Genomic DNA, 21985 nt, shown 5'->3' with positions numbered 1-21985 from the left:
TCTACGACAGATCTGCGCTATGAGAGTCATTCGCTCTCTTTCTCTTGCCTGGTCGGCAGATCGTCCGCTTGAATAGAGGAATAAAGGGGATGTATACATGAATCGCAATGTAACAATGATGCAATTTTTTGAGTGGCATGTCGAAGCGGATGGTTCGCATTGGAAGAGGCTGCAGGACATTGCTCCCGAGCTGAAGCAGGCTGGAATCGGAACGCTATGGATTCCGCCGGTTACCAAAGGACATACGCCGCAAGATACCGGTTATGGCATCTACGATTTGTATGATCTCGGCGAGTTTGATCAAAAAGGCGCTGTTGGCACCAAGTACGGTACCAAAAAGGAACTGCTGGATGCTATTGCTGTCTGTCATCGGCTTGGCATGAACGTGTATATCGACCTGGTGATGAACCACAAGGCGGGTGCGGATGAGACGGAAGTCTTTCAAGTGGTCGAGGTCGATCCTAACAATCGGACAGAGGTCATCTCTGAACCCTTTGAGATTGAAGGCTGGACCAAGTTCACTTTTCCCGGACGCGGTGATACGTACTCTACCATGAAGTGGGATCATCATCATTTTAATGGAACTGACTATGATAACCGTGAGGGGCGGACAGGCATTTACCGCATCGCTGACGGAGACAAACAGTGGAACGAGAATGTCGATAACGAATTTGGCAACTACGATTACCTCATGTTCGCCAATATCGACTACAATATGCCGGAAGTGCGCGACGAGATGGTCAACTGGGGCAAATGGATGATCGATACGACCCGCTGCGACGGATTCCGTCTGGATGCGATCAAACATATCAACTACGAATTTATCCGTAACTTTGTCGGTGAGATGATCAGTAAGCGCGGGCAGGACTTTTACATAGTCGGCGAGTTCTGGAATCCGGAGCTGGCTGCCTGTCAGGAATTCCTCGATACGGTCGATTACCAGATTGATCTGTTCGACGTGTCCCTGCATTACAAACTGCATGCCGCTTCCACATCGGGCAATTCGTTCGATCTGTCGACGATTTTCAATGATACGCTCGTACAGACTCACCCGACCCATGCCGTGACGTTTGTCGATAATCATGATTCCCAGCCGAATGAAGCGTTGGAGTCCTGGATCGAAGACTGGTTCAAACCTCTGGCGTACTCGCTTATTTTGCTGCGCCAGGAAGGCTATCCATGTGTATTTTATGGTGACTATTTCGGTATTGGCGGCGAGAATCCGGTTCCAGGCAAAAAGGAAATGCTGGACTGCCTGCTCTATGCCCGCTATCACAAATCCTATGGTGAGCAGGAAGATTACTTTGATCACCCTAACACCATCGGCTGGGTACGCCGAGGTAGCAACGAGTTCGAGCGTTCCGGCTGTGCAGTCGTAATGACCAATGGCGAAGAAGGGGAGAAACGGATGTTCGTTGGTGAAGAACGTGCCGGCGAGATCTGGATCGACCTGACCCGCAATCGTCAGCATCATGTACAGATCGAGGAAGATGGCTGGGCCAACTTCCCGGTGAATGGCGGCAGTGTATCCGTATGGACCTTACCGGAAAATGATCTGACCGAGGATCAAGTAGAAGACTACTATGCGACAGCGCCATGCCTCGCGATTCCGGAAAGCGGTGTGCTGGAAGAAGGTTCCGACCTGCTCAATATCGAGCCAGCCGAGCATGATCCTGCTTCCCAGGCGGAAGAAGTGGCTGACACCGAAGATTCTGCAGAGGAGTCGGAAGACGAGTCCGAAGAGCAAAATCCGGACGAAGCGAACCCAAGTCCGTCTTAAAATGGGAGTTATAACAAGCGAGACAGCCCCAGGCGCTATATTTTCCAGCTGAAAAGCATAATAAAATAAACTGTCTACCAGGCTGCTTCTGTCGTTTGGAAAACAGCCGAAAATCCTTCGCCTAAAGAGAGGATTTTCGGCTGTTTGGCATGTTCCCAAGCGAATACAAACGCAAGATTTTGGATGTTCAATTATGGTATGTTGGTAACAGTGTATTGCTCATTTTCTCTACATATGAATACGGAGCATCAATACCCGATACAAATAGCGACTATGACTAGTGAGGTGATGGGATGGAGACATTCAAAGATCTGTATAACGATACTTTTTTGCAACAATTCTCGGATAAAATTCAGCTTCATACCGCCCATTTTGAACCGCTGACCTTCTATCAGCATATTCATACGGCAGACTGGGAAGAGCTTGCGTTCAAGCAGCGTATTCGGCGGATCAGCGAAGCACTGACTGCTGCTCTGTCCCTGCCCTATGATCAGGCTGCATCCCTGCTGATCAAGATGGCGCCGGATTGCACAGGTATAGAATATTTATTTTTCCCGGATTATATAGAGCTGAACGGATTGGAACAGGTAGAACTGTCCATGCAGGCATTGGAGCAGCTCACCCGCTATTCCAGTGCAGAGTTCGCTGTACGCCCCTTTATTCTGCAGAATCCCGGGCAGATGCTGGAGCAGATGAACCGCTGGGCTGATCATGACAATGAACATGTCCGCCGCCTTGCCAGCGAAGGTTTTCGGCCGCGTCTGCCATGGTCGTTTCAGCTGAAGATGTTTATTAACGATCCCGAGCCTACGCTGCATGTACTTGAGAAGCTGAAAAGCGATCCTTCTCTCTACGTACGCAAAAGTGTAGCCAATCATCTGAACGATATTGCCAAGGATCATCCCGACCGGATTGCCGCGATTGCCCGCGAATGGCATGGTCAGCATCCGCATACTGACTGGATTATCCGTCACGGCTGCCGCACCCTGCTCAAGCAGGATCATCCGGAAGTAATGGATCTGTTTGGTTATCTGCCGAATGAACAGGTACGGGCCGCTGATTTTGCCGTGAGTGTGACGGAGGTGGCGATCGGTGACGATATTGAACTTTCCTTTACCCTGTTCAACGAGGCAGTGTCTGCGCAGAATCTGCGGATTGACTACGAAGTGGATCTAATGAAGGCCAACGGACGCCATGCCGCCAAACGCTTTCGCTGGGTATCCCGCGAGTTCGCTCCGGGACAGCATCTGATGCGCAAAAAGCATTCGTTCAAGCTGATTACCACACGCGTGTATTATCCTGGCGTTCATCATATCCGGCTGTATGTGAATGGCGAGAAACAGGGCGATGTTTCCTTTATACTGACGACGCCGGGTAGTTAATAACCGGAACTTGTGGATGAGAGCTAGAAGCATTACACTCTTACCAGCCCGGCATAAAATCATGCAGTTAAAAAGGATAGCCTACCGCATATCGAGGATAGGGATCGCACTCCACATGAGATGCTTTCGGCTATACCTGCTGCAGGGCTTTCAATTGAATACGAGGAGGCACAGGATATGAAAATACAGGTGGAATTAGTCAGAGCCGATGCAGCAGATGCTGCTGCCATTAGGGATTTGATGGTTACAGTAGAACAAGAGGAGCGACGCAGATGGTATACCGAGGGATCGGGTCCTTATATTCCCGGCTTTGACTCTGTCGACATGCACCAATACCACCTATGGAATGACAGCTATTTCAAAATCATGGTTCAGCATAGTCTTGTAGGCGTTGTTCTTATTTCCTACACTGGCAGAGAGCATGCTCGTATAGACCGGCTGTATATTGACCCTTCTCAGCAGAATAAAGGCATCGGGTCTGCTGTTATTTCCAGTATAGAAGCCCTGTATCCCGAGGTCCGGTTATGGACGCTGGATACAGATCAGAATAGTCCGCGTAATCATCACTTCTATGAAAAGATGGGCTATCAGCTGGCAGGACAGGATGATAAAGAGCGTTATTATTTCAAAAACATACCCGGAGAAGAGGAAGAAGCTGCATACTATACACGCAGCAGGAATCTTGGTAGTCACAATTTCCGTGATTGCAACTTACATAATACCGACTTTCACGATGTAAACCTGCAAGAGGCCAAATTTACAAACTTGAATATGAGCCATACCTTATTTCAGAACAGCAATTCCAGCTATAATCGATTCACCAATGTGAATTTAAGTCATTCCGTATTCGGAGACTCCAATATGAGCCAGACTGAAATCTGCCACGTCAATCTGGCCGGTGCCTATATTCATGACACCAGTCTGGGGACCGATCAGCCCTCCTTGCCGGTAGCCATGGAAAGATGTGATCTTGCCAACAGTACAATAGCAGACTCCAACCTGCGCAATGTAGCGATCGTTAACAGCAATATTGAGGGAATGACCATCGATGGCATCTCTGTTAGCGAACTGCTGGCAGCCTACAAAAAACAGCAGACACCCACTCCATCCCGATTCGAGTAGTTCCGATTCTACCAAAAAGCAGGCACCTCTTTTACAGGTGCCTGCTTTTTCAATATCTATTCGTATACAATTATTCGTTATTTCAGTACTCTAATCCGTTCTTCCAGCGGTTTGAATTCCTTGTCTCCTGCCGGAGCTGTCGGTTTGCCAAATGGCATTTGCGCGATCAGCTTCCAGTTCTCCGGAATATCCCACTCTGCTTTGATTTTCTCATCAATCAGCGGGTTATAATGCTGCAGCGACGCGCCGTAGCCTTCCGCTTCTAGCAGTGTCCAGACCAGATACTGGTGCATCCCCGAGGACTGTTGGGACCAGACCGGGAAGTTATCCTGATACGCCTGGAACTGCTCCTGCATACCACGAATCACGGACTCATCCTCGAAGAACAGGATTGTACCATAACCGGCTTTGAAACTGTCCATTTTCTGTTGGGTCGGCTCGAATCGGTCAGCCGGAACAATTTCCTTGAGAATATTCGTCGTGAAATCCCACAGCTGGTCATGCTTTTCACCCAGCAGGATCATCACCCGGGCACTCTGGGAGTTAAAGGCAGACGGCGTATGCAGTACCACCTGCTCCACGATTTCCTGAATGCGTTCGTCGGATGTTACGGCCTCTTTGCTGATTCCATAGATGCTTCTTCTGTTCTTGATAGCGTTAAGTATGTCTGTCATGCAAATCATCCTCCTTCATATGTGGGTGGATATTGTTCCCTCTTCATACTTAACCAGTCAGACAGAAGAAATATCAGCCGCTTACCAAATTAAAGAATTATTACGCAAACAGACACATGCCGCTGCATGGCATGTGTCTGCTGCTGGTAAGAACGTATCAGCAATCCTAGCTGTTTCGCATAGCTTGGATCATCATGATCACTTTGACCGCTTCGGCACGTGTTGTCTGACCGGCAGGGTCAAATGTATTCGCCGATTTGCCGCTCAGGATGCCTGCCTGCTGCATGGCTGCTACTGCACCATGTGCCCATACCGGAATCTTTTTATCATCCGCAAAGGTAGTTTTTGGATTGGCTAAAGTATTGCTGTGCAGTGCTGCTGCTGCCATCACAGCCATTTCAGCGCGTGTAATCTGGTCATTCGGACGGAAAGAACCATCCGCATTACCGTGAATCCAACCCTGTCGCACCGCTTCTGCAATCGCTGGCTGGGCCCATGCACCGATCTTTTCTTTATCGGTAAAAGCAAGCGGAGTTCCATTGCCCGGCAATCCCATCGCCTGCAGCAACATAAGTGTAAATTCGGCACGTGTCACTGCCTGCCCCGGCTTGAATGTGCCATCGGCATAGCCTTTGACAATACCTGCATCCACAGCCTGGCGAATACTCTCTGCTGCCCAGTGTCCATTAATATCGCTAAAGGATGCAGCATTCTTGTCTACTGCCGGATCAGCCGCTGGCGGAGTATCCGATACGTTACTATTCGGCGTCCCGCCTGCTACCAACACAGCGAATTTGGTAAAATGATTCACCTGCGCCGTGATCTGATTGCCGTCGACACGACTTCCTTCAACCTGTACCCAGCTGCCTGTGCTTTCATTCAGGTAATAGATGCCTGGTGTCTGATTCCCCGTTAATTCCGCCGGATCAAAAGTCAGTGTCAGCGTCACCAGAAGATCAAAGTTGCGGGAAACGTTCTTGAGCAGCTCATACACCGGACTCACCGGGCGAGCCCCATTCGTCCACATCTGCTGCGTATCCTTGTCTGTTAGACGACTCATCGATATTCTTAGTTCTTCAGAGGCTGCATTGGCCGGAATAAACAGGCTGATGCCTGTAGTGTTCAGCTGCCCTGAACGCCCAATCGGAATAATCAAACTGCCGCCGTTAGAGATAATTGTCGACACCGTATCGCTGGAACGTTTATTATTATCGTCTTTGTTGTCGATAGGTACCTGCTTTATTTTCCAGCCGGCATACAAGGTCAAATCTCTCGTTACCGGTGTTGTACCAAACTCAAACTGCCGGGATAATGTACCGTCGGTATACCATCCGTCAAAACTATACCCATCTCTCGTAGGCTGGACAGGCTCTGTTACAGTCCCTTCATATTCCACGAATATAGGAGGTACTTCTGTCCCGCCATAAGTATTGAATGTGACCGTATACGCCTCGGTTACCCATTTGGCATACAGGGTCAGATTGCCGGTAATCGCCGTATGGTTAAAATCAAACGGTGTATTATACGAACGATCCGTATACCAGCCGGCAAACAGATAGCCCGTGCGAGACGGCGCAGCAGGCTGGACTGCCTTGTCTCCATAATCGACAGACAGATCCGGCACGGCAGAACCGTTATACGTATCAAAACTCACTGTGTAGCTGTTTGTAGTCCAAGCAGCATATAAGGTCACATCGCCAGTCACGACCGCATTGCCAAAAGCAAACGGTACCGTCCGCGCGGCATCTGTATACCAGCCAGCAAAAGTATAGCCATTTTTCACCGGATCAGCCGGTCGGATTACACTGCTTCCATGACGGACAGCCAAGTCGGCAACCACCGAACCTCCATAGGTGTCAAAGCTTACTGTATAACTGTTCAATATCCAGTCAGCATACAGCGTCAAATCGCCAGTCACGACCGTACTGCCAAAAACAAACGGTATCGTGCGTGAAGCATCCGTATACCAGCCAGCAAAATGATAACCGGCGCGGGTTGGATCAGCAGGCTTCGCTACTGTTTTACCATACCCCACATGCTGGCTGCCTACAGAGGTACCTTCACTGGAATCAAAGTTTACTGTATAGGCATTCAATATCCATTTGGCGTACAATGTCTTGTCCGTCTTGATCGCCACTGCACCAAAATCAAACGGTGTTTCCCCTTCCTGATCGATATACCAGCCGCCAAAGCTATAGCCGGTACGGGTCGGCGCGGAAGGTTGGACTGCATAAGTGCCGTAGTTCACACGCTGATCTGCTACCAGGGTTCCTCCCTGGCTATCAAAAGCAACAGTGCGCGGAAAATACACACTAAAGGCAACCTTGCTGGTATTGCCTGCACTGTCCGTCACAATGAGCTGGTGCTCTCCTTCTTCCGTCACCGCAGACCCACTGGCAAATGCACTGCCATCCAGTGTAGCTGTGCCTTCATTAAAAGTAATCACCGGACTCGACGAATACAGCTGACCATACGTAACACCTGTGACTACCGGTGCTGTCCGGTCAATCGTGAAATGAACAACGGTTACACCAAAGCTGTTCGTGACTCTCAGCGCATAGAGACCGTCTGCTGTAACCGCTGTTCCACTGGTGTACGGCTGACCATTCAGCAAGGCTGTCGCATTCGTAAATACAGGAGCAACAGGCGTATTGTATACTTCCATATCTTGCACACCACTGACTACCGGCGGCTCCGTTTCCTGTACGGTAATCGTTACATTTGCCGCCGAGATACCGCTACCATTGACAGCTTCATAAGTGAAGACGTCTGTACCCGTATATGATTCGGCTGGCGTATATTGAAAACTGCCATCCGTATGAAAATCCAAGGTTCCATGGGCAGGTGATGCTACCAAATTTGCTGTGGATGCATTCACATCATTGACCAGCACTCCGGTACCCGTAACAATCAATACTCCATTTTTGTTAACGGTATACTGATCATTACGCGCCATCGGCGTAGTGGCTTCAAAAGAAGGAAATATACCACTGTTCGTCATATAGTACTTTAATGTCGTCTGATTGGCATTCAGATTCGGCAGATTAAAGGTAGTCACGTTATTTCCGCCAAATCGGTTACCTAGCAGGCTATATAATGCCTGATTTTGATTTATCGGCAGCGAAGCTCCACTGGCTTCCATCAGCCGGGTGACGGATACTGGCAGTGCAAACGGAATAATCCCTCCCAGATATTCGGTATCGGTCACCTGATTATAGTTGGCGGGATCGGTAGATATCAGATAATGTACATTTTCTTTGGGGTCTGTAAGAGTCGGCAGACGAAAAGTAGTCACACCATCGCCTCCAAAATTCGTGCCCAACTTGCTATAGAGCGCAGAATAATCTGCAATATTCAGTGTCTGTCCGTTGGCAGCCAACCAGCCGGAAGGTGAAAAAGTATACGGAAACAGACGAATTTCGCTTAGCATCGCATTTCCAGCACCCTCTATACGATCATCTCTGCTCGGAAAGATGCCCTGTACTGCTATGTAATAGCCCATTCCTCCAGGCGTATTAGCACGTAGATCCGGCAGTGCAAATGTTGTTTTTCCATTACCGCCAAAGTTGGTACCCAGCAGTGCAAACAACGCTGTATTGGATTGGATAGACAGCTGCTGTCCGGCAGCAAATACCCATCCCTTAGGCGCTAACTGGTAAGGAAATAGCTGAATTTCACCCAGATATGGCTCTATCCCTCCTGCAGATACCTGCCGGATCAGTACAGGCTGATTCAGTACGCCTATCGAACCTACCAGCAGTACCATCACCATCCATATTCTGCCCAGCATACCAAGCTTGTGTTTACTCATTCGTTCATCCCCTGTTTTCTCTAATTTTGCTCATCATTTCATAAGTACCGATACTGTGCTTTATCTCATGCTGGATGGGTACGCCTGTATGATGATTTCAGTGTATACGAAGCTTTTAGGAAAGAGAATATATTTTAATTTTGATTAGCTAATATTTGGGTTAATCCGTCTTTTCTTTATATAGGATGTAGCAAATATGGTTAATCCTCTCACAATATGGATAGATCATCCTGTATGTTACGAGGTGAATGATCTGCTTTCTGGTATAGATTTACTCTTTGTATTCCTCGCCTGCATGCTGTACTATAGGCCATTTCTGTACAGGCAGTACAATGTTCTGTTTAGGCTGGATCTGGATTCGTTTAATAATCTGTATTGAACGGTAGGGTGTTGAAGAGATTCCATGGATGTCTATCTCTGTCGACTTGCTCCAGCCGAAAAGGAGGTCAACCGCCATGATCGAAGTTGGATTAACCGGATTCGGGGATCATCCCGAGTTATATGGCAAAATAAAAGCACCCGAGCGGCTGCCTACCTATAGCCAGCATTTTCCGATTGTTGAAATAGACAGTTCATTCTATGCCGTCCAGCCGGTCAAAAATGTAACCAAATGGGTGGAGCAGACACCGGATGATTTTGGTTTTATTTTCAAGGCATATCAGGGAATGACCGGGCATCTGCGTGGCAAAAAGAATTATTTTGATACGAAGGAAGAAATGTTCGAGGCGTTCCATGTATCCCTGAAGCCGGCGATTGATGCAGGCAAGCTGAGGATGGCGCTGTTTCAGTATCCGCCATGGTTTGACTGCAATCGGGACAATGTGGAGACGCTGCGCGAGACGCGCGAGCTGATGAAGGATATCCCGTGTGCTCTCGAATTCCGCAACCAGACCTGGTATATGCCGGAATTCCGCGAGCGTACGCTGGAATTTATGCGCAAGGAAGGCTGGATTCATACCATCGTAGATGAACCGCAGGCCGGAATGGGCTCTATCCCAATTATTACCGCTGCCACTTCTCGTCAGGCGACCTATGTGCGTATGCACGGACGTAATGTAGACGGCTGGCATAAAAGCAGTCATCCCGACTGGCGCAAGCTGCGCTATCTGTACAACTACAATACCGAAGAATTGACCGAGTGGCGTGACCGTCTGCTGCAGCTGCAGGAACAGACCGATCATATCTATATCGTGTTCAACAATAACTCTGCCGGTGATGCTACGCCAAATGCCAAAGAGCTGATCGCCATGCTCGCCGACAAGGATGCATTATCCGACAAACATGATATCAGCAGCATCTGATCCACACTGCACCTTCACACAGTAGCCAGCGGTAGCAAATGAACAACCGGTATGTCTGCCGCCCTTTTACTATTGTTATAATTCACAGAAAACAGCTGACTTTACTTTATGAAGCGGCTGTTTTTTGCTGTATATTGAACACTACACAGACGGTCTTCCTCACTTGTTTTTGCCATATCTGATACATACAACCTGCTTCTATCTGAATTCACATAAATCATTTATCTGTAAGAGTACACAATATTATTCATTTGTGTATATTTATTCATTTTGTATGATTGTTTTATTTTGTTATAACGTCTGCCGTCTCGGTGAGATTAATTAGTTGGGGATAGCCTGTGGATAAATAAATTCAAAAACACGCAATAACGCTACAACTGTATTATTCAGTCTGTAACGTTATTGCGTGTTTTTGATCGTGAAGGATGATATCTTTTTTGCGCTTATCATGTTCGTTTGCGTCTGATGCTATAGTGTCTCATACTACAAGGCACTCCTTTAATTTCAAGAATACCCTGATATATCAGTTCCCTCAGGCGGTATTCCCAAAAGGCATCACCTGTGAATTGTTCACTGTATGCCATAGCTTCAGCGATCAGCCTCGGTGCGATCAGAAAGCCTTCTTTTCGGGCAGTCAGAGAGTGTAATCGATCCAGCTTTTCCAGCAAATAAGCATCATGATAATCGACCGATACTTCTTGCACATGGTCGGTGTCCCATATGCGCAGCACGCCGCTTTGCTGGGTGAGCTGCTGCCATTCATCCGATAGTTGCTGGCGCTGACGTGCATCCAGTGAATAATCCGCGTCTATACTTTGCAGAGCCTGCTGCAGTTTGTTCACAGGAATCTCTCCGGAATGATGATAATGCTGTATCCTGTCTTCTGTGTTATATAATTCCTCGCAGATTGCACAGGCATCATATACCGATACAGGATTGGATCTGCTACGCAGCAGGTAGAGGGCATGTCTCATACCGATCTGCTCACAGACATTATCATCTGCCCACACGATAATATGCGCTTGCTCGGGGATCAGAGCCATTGCTACCAGCAGATCGGTGTAATGCTCTTCCAGCTGTTCGCCATAATGGACACAACCCGCTATGTTATCCCTGAACCATTCACTGCGTGCAGATCGTCCTTCTTCTTCGTCCAGATGGTAGATCGGTCCAACTGCATAGTTCTCAGTCAGTACAATCAGCTTGTGCGAAGCAGATAGGTTTTCATTGATTAGGGCAGCCTTCATACTGCCGCCGAGAGAATCGCCACATACAATATGGACATGAGTACAGGAAGCGTCCGGCTTCCAGAGTTCCATTCTTTCCTGAATACCGAGAATCTCTTCATACACGTCGGATACAGCAGACTCTTTTGACTCTTCCTGCTGCTGTCTGATCCCGATCAGCAAAGTAGTCAGATAATGCCGGGCTTGTTCATTTTCCAAACTTTGTACAGCCTGTTGAATAACAAGTACATCCTGTCTGTGCAAATGGAATAACCTCCCTGCTACGAGTGTTTTTCCCATTGTAACAGACCTTATAGGATCAGGACAAAATACGCTTCTGACCGGTTAGCTCCTGAATCAGCTTGATATTCTGTGTGAATTCCAGGGTGCCCATATACGTCCCTTCTGCGTCGCGAACCGCAAAGTAGCGAATATATACAAACTTGTCCTTGAGTGGAATCCAGAAATCTTCGTCGTCTTTGCGTCCAGCCTTGAAGTCGGCCAGCAGTTCATTGACGACATGCACGCTTTGCGGCGGATGACAGTTCTGGACAGTACGTCCGATAACTGCACGGGTACGAGCGAAGATGCGTTCTTTACCATGTGAAAAGTAACGTACTACATCATTCTCATCGATAAAGGTCAGATCCACCGGCAGATGATTAAGCATCGTCTCTAGCTGATGAATCGACAGAATACCGGTTCCCATACGAACGAGACCATCCTGCAGCGGCGGCAGACTGCCTTCTTCTAATGCTGAATCTGTTGCTGCTTCCGGTGCAGCGGAAGGATGCTTCATTCCCGGCTCGGGAGCACGTTCGGGAATCCACTCCTGTTCGGGAGAAACGAGACAATAACCGATTTCGGCACTTTCCCGGGCGATCTGTAGCCATTCATCTTCGGTCAGTGTCTCCAGTGCCATCGGTAGCAGGATATGTTCTTCCTTGAAGATCATGTCTGTCACTTCCTGGAGCACCCGCTCCATCAGTCCCAGCAGATCATCGGCAGAAACGGATCGAATCGTAGACTCTGCAGCATCTGTGCGGTACCCTGTCAGCAGAGCTTTGATCTCCTTGATTCCGAGCCGGATACCGTCGTCCACGCCCCACATGACCTGGGTTGGTCCATGAATACCGTACTTTTCCAGAAACGGAAACAACAGATTTTCCTTGCGACTGTAGTGCTTGTCCACATCGTACAGCAGACTCATGTCCTCCAGCAGCTGGATGCGCTGGGCTTCATCAGGTTCGCGGCGGAAGCGATCCATATGCAGGGACAGGGTGAACTGTACCAGACGCTCAATCGCCCGATTTTCCATTTTAAAAGTGTGTACCGGATGACCGGGCTGCTCTTCCGGTGCACCGGCAGCAGGTCGATGAATATCGTCGATAGAGCCTTTGAACATCTCGGCGTGTACGCTGCATAGCCGCTGCACTTCACTGACCGGAATTCCTTCCTCTTCCATCAGCGCCTGCTCCAGCTGTGAAATTTCGGCGACAGAGATATGACCTACCGCTTCACGAAAACGCTCTTTTACGTCATGTACACTTTGACCATCATGCAGTTCCTTGATCAGCTGTTTGAGCACCGTCTGGCGCTGGGCATTTAATATATGTTCAGCAGAAAGATCGCCTTCATGCTGTCCTCTTACTTCACGGTTGTTAATTAACTCGCTCATTGTTCATTTCCTCCCTTATTGGGCACGCATAGGGTATATCCATGCTGTGCAAACACCTGACGCATCTGTTCATGACTGATTCGTTTTAGGGCTGCACCTTTTTCCAGTGTCATCAGGCGTCCGGCAGTCTGCAGCATACCCGGCCGCGTAATATCCGTAAAGCCAATTTCCTGCATGATCGTAATGATATGCGGGTCCTGGGCTGCCAGTTCGGCAATAGGAAGGTTCATAGCAATCATTTGGCTCATAGGGCTATCCCCTTTCGCTAAGGCATATGCAGTTCGAAACGCCATATGCTTGTATCTGTACGATATCATGTGGGTAGAGTGGACTTAGTGATTGTAATCACTAAGTAGGTTTCGTCGGCATTCTATAATAAAAACAGCACCACCAACCAGCCCCTATCTACTGTTCATTCCCACTTCCGATAAACGAGACGAGAGGATCGATAACCATGGAACATCAATTATTGAATCAATTTCAAGCTTATGAGAACGAGCGCTTTACCAAACGTATTGTATTCAAGCAGCCGGGAAGTATCGTATTTACGTTGAATTTTGAACCTGGTCAACAGCTTCCTGCCCACCGCCATCCGGGAGCTGATGTCTATATTCTCGTAAGCGAAGGAAAAGGAATTTTCGATTGCGATGGTACCGAGACTGCCGTATCCGCAGGCGATGTGGTTCATGTACAAGGTGATGAGCTAATGTCGTATCGCAGCGGGGAGACAGAACGATCCAGTCTGTATGTGACGCTGGTGAACATTCTCAACCTGGAATATGCGCAGAATCTGGGATAACAACGACGGAAAACCAAGTGTATCTATTCAATTAGAAACAAATACGATCTCGGCATAAACACCATATATAGACAAATAAACGGCGTCCCTTGCAGCTTTCCATTAATTTCGGAAAGGGCTGAAGGGAACGCCGTTTGTTATTAAAGAACCAACCTTACGAAATCAGGTCAATGGCCTGCTGAGGTACGAAGGCTTTTTCTCCATTGAAGATAATATTACCTTCCAGACGTACGATTTTACCGTTCAAATCGGCTGTGTTTTTGTACACTGGCAGACGCAGGGTATCGGTGCCTTTGGTTACTACGATAACCGGATTTTTCTCGTCACTGTTATCCCATGTTACGGTGGCACCGCGAGCAGCGAAGCCTTCTTCTGCAGGAACGAACAGGCGGTTGGTAACGGTACTCAGATCCAGTCCCATCGCCGACTCCATGTAACGGGCGATATCTGTATTTTCCACAACGCCAGTCAGCTGCTTGCCGCCTGGTGCGTACGAGTACAGTACGACTTCACCACCGGTATGGCCGCCACTGGTCCAACCGATATGTGCACGCTTGCTGATCATCGGCCCGACAACGGAGTTCATGCTGCCTGCTTTGGCTCCACGGATCGCTGCTGTTTCTTCTGCTGTCAGATCTGTAATGCCAAAGAACTCGTTCATTACTTCTGTAATATTGCTGCGGTCACTGTTCAGCTTTTTCTCCAGACCTTCACCGGTCACTTTTGCTTTTTTCAGTGGATCGATAAATGTGGACAATGGCAGCTCGTCGTATGTGCTTGTCGTCTCACGGTCACCGATCGTCAGACCGCCATTACCATGATCCGTTGTCGCAATGACGAGTGTATTCTGGTCTTCCTTGGCGAATTTGAGTGCTTCCGCTACCGCGTCGTCAAATGCATTCACATCACTGATAATACCGACCGGATCATTGGCATGCGCAGCCCAGTCCACTTTGCTGCCTTCCACCATCAGGAAGAATCCATCTTCGTTCTCGGACAGCAGATCGATGGCTTTGGCTGTCATCTCTGCAATACTTGGCTGTTCGACAGGGTTACGGTCCATATCATAATCCATCGCTTTGTCTGCGAACATGCCCCATACTTTGCCGGTATGCGCAGCTTGCAGCTCGGCTGTGTTCGTTACTACGTTATAACCCTGCGTATGAATGACATTCAGCAGGTTCTCGCCATCCTTGCGACCTTCCGGGGTAAAGTACTGCGCACCGCCGCCCAGTACAACGTCGATACCTGCGTATACCTGCTGCTCGCTCAGTGCATCGTAGTTACTGCGATCCGGATAATGGGCGCTAAAGTCTGCCGGTGTCGCATGCATAATCTCGGAAGTGGCGATAATGCCTGTCGATTTGTTGGCCAGTTTGGCTGCTTCCAGTACATTCGCTATCGGTTTCTTGGCATCACCCGGTGCCAGTGCAGGCAGACCCGGCATCGTATTCTGATCCGGCAGTACACCTACATAGCCGGTATGGGATTTGTAACCTGTCGCAAACGCCGTGCCTGCCGGTGCGGAATCGGCAATCGCTGCATCAGCGGAGTAGGTACGTACCAGACCGCTCGCCATCTCGTCGAGTGCCAGTGCTTGGCCGCCATTATACCAACGTGCCAGCGTAGTGCCATCCATGCTCATACCGTCAGGGATCAGCATAATCACATTTTTGGCTTTAATCTCCGGCTGTTCCTTGGCTGCAGCTTCTCCTGTTCCTGCTGGCAGTGTGCCGAGCAGCATCGCAGCCGTCAGTACACCAGCACCTACAGGTGATACCATTTTGCGCAGACCTTTTTCCCGGATATTGTTTAACATTAATGATCATCTCCTCATGATTAGCGGTCATTATTCAATGCCGATGTATGTATCAAACGAGTTGATTGTAACAACCAATAATCAGTGGAATGTACATGTTAAACCCTGCATAATGTAAAAAAAGAAGCGAATTGTTAACCAGAAGTTAACAAAAACGCCTCTTTATAGCAGATTATTCATATGAATTACGTTCATTTTTACAAAGACTGAACAATTCCCTTGTATGTCTCGATCGCTGCTGCCCGTGAACGTTTCAGATCCACGATCGCATCCGAACGAGGCTGATGAATCTCCTTGATCGATAAATCTTTCAGCTCCGGCAGCCATTGGCGCAGATAATCGCCCTCCGGATCATATTTGGCGGATTGGGTGACCGGATTCACGACCCGGAAATAGGGCGCCGAATTGGCACCCAGTGAAGCGCACCACATCCAATTGCCCCGATTGATAATATTATCGTAATCCAGCAACTTGCGTCGGAAATACTGCTCGCCCAATGTGAACGGACACTGCAGATTTTTGGTCAAGAACATGGCCGACAGGATTCGCAGACGATTGTGCATACGCCCTGTCTCGTTCAACTGGCGCATAGAAGCATCGATGACCGGAATGCCGGTCTCTCCTTTGTACCAAGCTTCAAAATGGCGATCATCCAGCGCAGACAGATCATACCGCTTTTCATACCGGAAATAATCTTCATCATAGATCGCCTGATACAGATAGAAATCGCGAAAAGCAATCTGGCGAATCCATTCTTCGCTCCCCTGCTCCAGTGATGCCCGGTCATACATCTCCCGTACCGAGACAGCACCCAGCACCACATGCGGATTCAGTCCACTGGATGGATCAATCGCATAATAATCACGTTCTTCGCCATAATCTGCGATCTGCTCTGCCAGAAAATGCTGCAGCAGCGGCGTCGGCTCGTCTGCCGGTCTGTAATCGCCCAGCTCAAACGGTGGCTGAAAAAGCTCCGGCCAATCGATAGCTTGCCGAGACAGATTCAGCTGCTGAATAGGAATGGAAGAAGCCGGATTCGGATACTGTGCCAGAAATTCCAGCCATTTCCGATGGAAAGGTGCAAATACCTTATAATATCCTTCTTTTCCCGTAAATTCGGCAAAATGTTCCACGTGAATCATCATATGATCTACCAGCAGGGTAAATGCCGCTCCATGCTTGTCAGCAATCTGGCGAAGCTTGCGATCACGCTCTCTCGCGTATGGCGTGAAGTCCCGATGAGCCACTACTTCGTCGATAGACTGCTGCTCCAGTATATAATCCAGTACCTGTTCGGGCTCTCCGTAGGCGATATGCAGCTGATGCCCCTGCAGTTCATATAGCTGCTTCAAGCGTCGCACATGTTGCAGGAAATTCCGTCCGCTATGTTCCTGTTCCCTGCCTCCGCGCAGCAGAAATGGATCGAGAATGAGCAAATGAATACTTTCAGCCTGGGCTTCATGCAGATAATCGAATCCGACAAGATCATGAATACGCAGATCTTTACGGTGAATAAATAATTTCAAAATACGCTTCCTCCCGGTTCACTATATACTCGTTCTCCATGAATATTTGCCTGTTTCCTTATCAATTAAACGTTATTGCATAATGATCTCTACATCCTGTCTATAGTCTGCCCTGGATGATGATCCGCTCCAGAACAGCTCCAAGCGGCATCTCTGCCATCGAATCCAAACGCAGATCATGATGTTCAAATGGCAGTAGGGATGTGACCGGATTGGGTACAATCGTACAGTGCAGTCCGGCAGCCTTGGCAGCGCGCAATCCATTAAGCGAATCTTCAAAAGCAAGTGCTTCTTCCGGCTTCACGCCCAGCTCATCGATAACACGCAAATACAGCTCCGGGTCAGGCTTGACCGCAGATACGTCGTCGCTCGTCTTGATCGCTTCAAAATACTCCCGCAATCCCAGCCGACCCAGAAACCGTTCGATCCAGGCACGATTCGAACTGGTTGCAAGCCCGATCCGCAGTCCCATCTCCCGTGCGGTATGCAGATAGTCCGCTACGCCTTCACGCGCTTCGATCAGCTGCATTTTTTGCTGATGCAGTACAGATACTTCCTGATCAATTATCCGGCCAATCCCCGGCTTGCCAATCGTCTGTTCCACATAATCGATAAAATCATTACCATGTGTCCCGATACTTGGCGCAAACCGCTCCAGTGTCAGCTCCATCTCATAGCGGCTCAACACCTCCTGATAACATTCGAACCATACACTCTCTGTATCCAGAATCAATCCGTCAAAATCAAAAATGACTGCCTTAATTTTCATTTATATATTGTCCCTCCTGCTCTGCTAGACTGCTGGCTTTTATTGTGGCGAGAAGCCTACAGAATGTCAACCAACTTTCCTTGCTTGTTTAAATAAAGCGACTGAGGGGTAATAAATGACATACCCGGTCGTATTCAATCGATGTTACCGGAAATGTATATTTCATAAAACCTACAATTAGAACAGGAGATGTTAACTATGGATAATCATAAAGATAATGGTCTGGGCGATAAAATCAAAGGTGCAGTCTCCAAAGTAAAAGGCGAAGCCAAAGATCAATACGGTAACGCTACAGACAATGCTTCCCTGCAGGCTGAAGGCAAACTGGATAAAGCAAAAGGCGAAATCCAGCAACGTGTCGGCGAAGCCAAAGATCGCCACTAATTTAATTACTGCCTATAAATAAAAGAGGACATCCGTTAAACGGATGTCCTCTTTTTTGTTATTCCACAGTTTTGGTATATGGCATGTTTGGCAATGGATTAGTTAATCCACTGCACAACCTGTTCTTTGGTTCTGCGTGCTTTTGGACGAAGCTCTTTTTCTGTACGGTAACCAAAAGCAGCCATTACGCTAACGCCGAATTCGCCGTTTTCCAGCAGACCTTCATCGCCCAGAATTTTCTCGACGGATTCCATATGGAATCCTTCGATCGGACAGGAATCGATACCGATCTCTGCTGCTGCGGTCATCATGTTACCCAGCGCAATATACGTCTGCTTGGATGCCCAGTCGAACAAAGCGCGTTCACTTTCCAGCAGGTTCAGATCTTTTTCCTGGAATTCTCTGTAGCGACCCAATGCCTGATTGAATACTTCTTCCGGCATTTGCTTCACTTCGACCATTTGCCCACGCAGATACGCGGAGTCATAACGTACGTTTTTGCGGGCCAGGATTACAACAAAGTGACTCGCTGTTGGCAACTGTCCCTGTGCACCCCAGGTAACTGCACGAAGTTTTTCACGCAGTTCCATATTTTGAATGACCACAAATTTCCACGGTTCGGAACCTACGGAGCTTGGTGACAGACGTCCGGTCTCCAGAATAAATTCAAAATCATCTTCCGAGATCTTCTGTTCCGGGTCAAATGCCTTTGTCGCATGTCTGGACTCGTACGCTGCCAGAATTTCCTGTTTTCTTTGCTCTTTATTCATCTATTTCTTCCTCCTGAATTCGCAACTATTCATAACATACTTACTTTTAATAACAATAACTAGTATAGAGGTATCTACTGATCCAGTCAACTATCATTTGTTATTTTCCCAATCGGTTTGCCGGGATATAGAGACGACAAATAGCATATTCGCATTGTTGGCAAATATGCTGCATTATCTCCTCTCTTGTCGGCATGACAGATATGTAGAGCTGCCGGCAGACAGGGACAGCTCTTTGGATATTTTTATTCCCTGTCTGATGGATCATAATATTGCTCATTATGGATGGAATCGATTACTTTTTGGAAGAAGCAGGCAGGATGATCGTATATTGTCCGGATTTGGGCAGAGCAAACTTCATGCCGTGCTTATATTTTTCGTTATAGGAAGTCAGTGCAGCCTGAACATAGCCTGCTGTACCATCCGGGTATTTGGCATATACTTTGAGCCGGTTCATCTGGGCAGAGCTCAGCGCCGCATTTTCCAAAGGGAGTGTGACCCATACCTGTCCGGAAGTATCCGCTGTCTCAATACCGAGTGGTGTACTCTGTGCGCCTGCCGGACGTTCTGCTCCATGATCGGTATGCAGCTGCACATTGAGGTCTTCCTGAAGGGAAGATACCCGTGAAGGCGGAAGCTGCAGCTGGGCGTACAATGCCTGTACATCCATTCCCTGCTTGGAGGTGGACAGGATCTGAGCGGCACGCTGGGTCATACTAAAATACAGATCGGCGACTTCGGTTTTGTCCGCTTCCGGCATATGAAAAACTCCCATATTACCACCGTCTTTGCGTAGCATATCGGCGGTTAATGCCGCTTCTTTGGGCCCTATCGTCAGACGATCCTTCATCCAGGCAGATTCATTGGTCTCACGGGCTACTGTCAGACTGACCGGCAGCTTGCCTCCTGGTTGATTGCTCACCAATAAGCCGGTAACATACTCGATATTCGATGCAATCTCGGCCTCCGGCAGTTCATCGATGCTGATAGGGGGGCCTGTTGGAATACCAACCGATACATCATTCGTTCCAGCAGAAGTTGATTGCTGGGCAACCGATACTGCCGGAGAGCTGGCCGCATGAGCGATATAATCAGAACCGGACGCTGGCCAGGCAGTCGGTGCCATCACACAAGTTACAACCAGAATACCCGCTCCAGCGATTTTCGCTGCGGGGGCATGAATGATCCGTCTTCTTTTTTGATGTTCATGATGATCTTTCATGTCAGCATTCTCCTTGTTGTGTCATCGAATAAAAAAACACAAATTTATGATTAAAAATATACTTGGTTATACAAGTATATAAGGAAAAGAGCATTGAGAAGTCTAATACAGCATAGCAGTAAACTTTTGCTATTTCCTATTATTAGGATAATTATATATTAATTAACGGAAAAAATGGAGATTTGGATGACGTTTTTTTGAAATTATTGTAAAAAAAGTGCAGAGGAAAGTTTGGAGGTCTGTCCATAAGGGTAAAGACAAAGGAACTCTCTTTGAGGAGGTACTGCAATGGGATTTATGGAAAATTGGAAAGCACTTCAGAAGTACTCTGCCCAATCGGCAGAACGTTTCCTGACGATCTATCTGAACACTGAGCCAACTGCCAACACCCAGCCGGAATGGAAAATACGCCTCAAGAACGGTTTCAAAAAGCTCGCCGAGTATACGCAAGCTGGAGAAGAACCAAGATATCTGGATATGCTGATGGAGCTTCAGGCCAAAGTCGAGGAAAAGGTGGAAAACAGCCGTACCGAGATGAAAAAAGGTCTGATCATCGTCGCCGATTCATCCGGAGGATTATTCTTCTGCGAAAAGATACAGACCGGCGTGCCCAATGCTTTTTACTTTGAGTCCGAGCCGCATCTGGAAGAACTGCAAGCGCTGATGTCACGCTGTCCGGCTGCCGGAATTGTGCAGCTGAGCAATGATACCGTAACCGTTCTGGACAGTCTGCTCTGTGAAATTAATACGGAGTACTACTATGAATGGGATATGATCAATGATGAATTCCGGGAACGTCCAAGCACAAGTACCAGCGATCTGAAATCTGCATCCAACAAGCAGCGCGAGAATTATTCGGAGCCGTGGGAGGTTATTCGCCCACGCTGGATCAAGCGGTTAACTCCGATTATTGAACGCATGGCCCGTGAACATCAATGGGAAGAAATCATTCTCAGCGGTGAGAAGCAAATTGCTTCGCAGGTTAAGGAAGCACTAAACAGCAAAATTTCGGTGCATATCGTACCGAAGAATCTCAGCAATATGCCTTCCCAGAATGTACTGCAGGAAGCATACGCTGTGCTTCACAGCTGATCCTCTGCCATTATTTTTTTCATACTGAATACAACAGCCCTCCCCAAAATCGAAGCTGATTTTGCTGGAGGGCTTTTTTAGTACTTTTATATTTCAATTCTCATAAAAAGGAACATTTGTTCCCGTTTTCATATTATGATATGCTTGGGTTATTGGTGTATCATAAAAGATATATTTCGATCGAGGAGGACAGCCATGCTGATTTATATCACGGTCAAAAGTCTGGGTCGCCGCAAAAACTGGCTTACCCGTCAGCCGCTTCAGCTTGCCGGTACGCCTGTTACGCTGCGGGATCTTATCACCTGCATCGTCGAACAAAATGTACGAGAATTCAAGGTAAAGCAGACTGACACTTCATTTATCCCCTATCTGACTGCCGAGGCAATCAAAGAGCAGGCCGAAGTAGGCAAAGTCGGTTTCCAGCTGATTCGTGATGAACGAATACCTGAAGAACAGCAGGCTGTAGAGACGGCACTACTGGCTTTTGAAGATGGATTATACAAAGTATTTCTGCGCGAGGAAGAAGTCACCGGGCTGGACGAACACATCGAGCTGGCTGAAGGAGATGAGGCCGCCTTTATCCGGCTGACCATGCTGGCAGGACGCGTGTGGTAATACCCATTATGGAAA

18 protein-coding genes are annotated in these 21985 nt (G+C 48.1%); 8 read left to right on the top strand and 10 right to left on the bottom strand.

The window, feature by feature from the left end; all coding sequences use genetic code 11:
- Positions 1–97 precede the first annotated feature (97 nt).
- The 3 genes from WH46_RS16115 to WH46_RS16105 all read left to right on the top strand — a co-directional run bounded on the left by WH46_RS16115 (position 98) and on the right by WH46_RS16105 (position 4284).
- The gene (locus WH46_RS16115; RefSeq protein WP_046227517.1) at positions 98–1780 is read left to right on the top strand and encodes an alpha-amylase; all 1683 of its coding nucleotides are present in this window, start codon (positions 98–100) and stop codon (positions 1778–1780) included.
- 293 nt (positions 1781–2073) lie between these two features.
- Positions 2074–3162 carry a DNA alkylation repair protein gene (locus WH46_RS16110; RefSeq protein WP_046227516.1) on the top strand — a complete coding sequence of 363 codons (1089 nt, stop codon included), beginning with the start codon at positions 2074–2076 and terminating at the stop codon, positions 3160–3162.
- 177 nt (positions 3163–3339) lie between these two features.
- Positions 3340–4284 (top strand): GNAT family N-acetyltransferase, encoded by a 945-nt coding sequence (locus WH46_RS16105; protein ID WP_046227515.1) that lies wholly within the window; start codon positions 3340–3342, stop codon positions 4282–4284.
- A gap of 77 nt (positions 4285–4361) precedes the next feature.
- Here WH46_RS16105 and WH46_RS16100 read toward each other — a convergent pair whose 3' ends face one another.
- The gene (locus tag WH46_RS16100) at positions 4362–4958 is read right to left on the bottom strand and encodes a nitroreductase family protein (protein WP_017811217.1); all 597 of its coding nucleotides are present in this window, start codon (positions 4956–4958) and stop codon (positions 4362–4364) included.
- Positions 4959–5124: 166 nt separating this feature from the next.
- Positions 5125–8769 (bottom strand): InlB B-repeat-containing protein, encoded by a 3645-nt coding sequence (locus WH46_RS23480; RefSeq protein ID WP_052714264.1) that lies wholly within the window; start codon positions 8767–8769, stop codon positions 5125–5127.
- Positions 8770–9224: 455 nt separating this feature from the next.
- On the opposite strand from WH46_RS23480, the gene WH46_RS16085 reads away from it, so the two are divergent.
- Positions 9225–10070, top strand: coding sequence for a DUF72 domain-containing protein (locus tag WH46_RS16085; RefSeq protein ID WP_017811219.1), 846 nt, complete (start codon positions 9225–9227; stop codon positions 10068–10070).
- A 446-nt stretch (positions 10071–10516) separates the two neighbouring features.
- On the opposite strand, the gene WH46_RS16080 is transcribed toward WH46_RS16085, so the two are convergent.
- The 3 genes from WH46_RS16080 to WH46_RS16070 are packed head-to-tail and all read right to left on the bottom strand — an operon-like array spanning position 10517 to position 13222.
- Positions 10517–11560, bottom strand: coding sequence for a DUF1835 domain-containing protein (locus WH46_RS16080; protein WP_052714263.1), 1044 nt, complete (start codon positions 11558–11560; stop codon positions 10517–10519).
- Positions 11561–11615: 55 nt separating this feature from the next.
- Positions 11616–12974 carry a DUF438 domain-containing protein gene (locus WH46_RS16075; RefSeq protein ID WP_046227513.1) on the bottom strand — a complete coding sequence of 453 codons (1359 nt, stop codon included), beginning with the start codon at positions 12972–12974 and terminating at the stop codon, positions 11616–11618.
- The gene (locus WH46_RS16070; protein WP_046227512.1) at positions 12971–13222 is read right to left on the bottom strand and encodes a DUF1858 domain-containing protein; all 252 of its coding nucleotides are present in this window, start codon (positions 13220–13222) and stop codon (positions 12971–12973) included. The genes WH46_RS16075 and WH46_RS16070 overlap by 4 nt, the downstream gene beginning before the upstream one ends.
- 206 nt (positions 13223–13428) lie before the next feature.
- Here WH46_RS16070 and WH46_RS16065 point away from each other — a divergent pair, with 206 nt between their 5' ends.
- Entirely contained in the window at positions 13429–13773 is a 345-nt protein-coding gene (locus tag WH46_RS16065; protein ID WP_046227511.1) for a cupin domain-containing protein, read from the top strand.
- A gap of 154 nt (positions 13774–13927) precedes the next feature.
- On the opposite strand, the gene WH46_RS16060 is transcribed toward WH46_RS16065, so the two are convergent.
- The 3 genes from WH46_RS16060 to WH46_RS16050 all read right to left on the bottom strand — a co-directional run bounded on the left by WH46_RS16060 (position 13928) and on the right by WH46_RS16050 (position 17887).
- On the bottom strand, positions 13928–15556 hold the full coding sequence (locus tag WH46_RS16060) for an alkaline phosphatase (RefSeq protein WP_046227761.1): 1629 nt from the start codon (positions 15554–15556) through the stop codon (positions 13928–13930).
- 233 nt (positions 15557–15789) lie between these two features.
- A complete protein-coding gene (locus tag WH46_RS16055; protein WP_046227510.1) occupies positions 15790–17118 on the bottom strand; it encodes a cryptochrome/photolyase family protein in 1329 nt (442 codons plus the stop codon).
- 100 nt (positions 17119–17218) lie between these two features.
- Positions 17219–17887, bottom strand: a complete 669-nt coding sequence (locus tag WH46_RS16050) for an HAD family hydrolase (RefSeq protein ID WP_069202844.1) — start codon at positions 17885–17887, stop codon at positions 17219–17221.
- A 198-nt stretch (positions 17888–18085) separates the two neighbouring features.
- Here WH46_RS16050 and WH46_RS16045 point away from each other — a divergent pair, with 198 nt between their 5' ends.
- Positions 18086–18271 carry a CsbD family protein gene (locus WH46_RS16045; RefSeq protein ID WP_017811228.1) on the top strand — a complete coding sequence of 62 codons (186 nt, stop codon included), beginning with the start codon at positions 18086–18088 and terminating at the stop codon, positions 18269–18271.
- Between the two features lie 98 nt (positions 18272–18369).
- On the opposite strand, the gene WH46_RS16040 is transcribed toward WH46_RS16045, so the two are convergent.
- On the bottom strand, positions 18370–19041 hold the full coding sequence (locus tag WH46_RS16040) for an NAD(P)H-dependent oxidoreductase (protein WP_046227509.1): 672 nt from the start codon (positions 19039–19041) through the stop codon (positions 18370–18372).
- A 295-nt stretch (positions 19042–19336) separates the two neighbouring features.
- Positions 19337–20263, bottom strand: a complete 927-nt coding sequence (locus WH46_RS16035) for a hypothetical protein (RefSeq protein WP_046227508.1) — start codon at positions 20261–20263, stop codon at positions 19337–19339.
- Positions 20264–20551: 288 nt separating this feature from the next.
- On the opposite strand from WH46_RS16035, the gene WH46_RS16030 reads away from it, so the two are divergent.
- Both WH46_RS16030 and WH46_RS16025 read left to right on the top strand, forming a co-directional pair.
- Positions 20552–21355: a VLRF1 family aeRF1-type release factor gene (locus tag WH46_RS16030; RefSeq protein ID WP_046227507.1), complete on the top strand. Its 804-nt coding sequence runs from the start codon at positions 20552–20554 to the stop codon at positions 21353–21355.
- Positions 21356–21550: 195 nt separating this feature from the next.
- Positions 21551–21970, top strand: coding sequence for a hypothetical protein (locus WH46_RS16025; RefSeq protein ID WP_046227506.1), 420 nt, complete (start codon positions 21551–21553; stop codon positions 21968–21970).
- The last annotated feature ends 15 nt before the right edge of the window (positions 21971–21985 follow it).

This window comes from Paenibacillus dauci (assembly GCF_000971985.1).
Classification (GTDB): domain Bacteria; phylum Bacillota; class Bacilli; order Paenibacillales; family Paenibacillaceae; genus Saccharibacillus; species Saccharibacillus dauci.
This window is presented reverse-complemented; position numbering and strand designations above follow the sequence as displayed.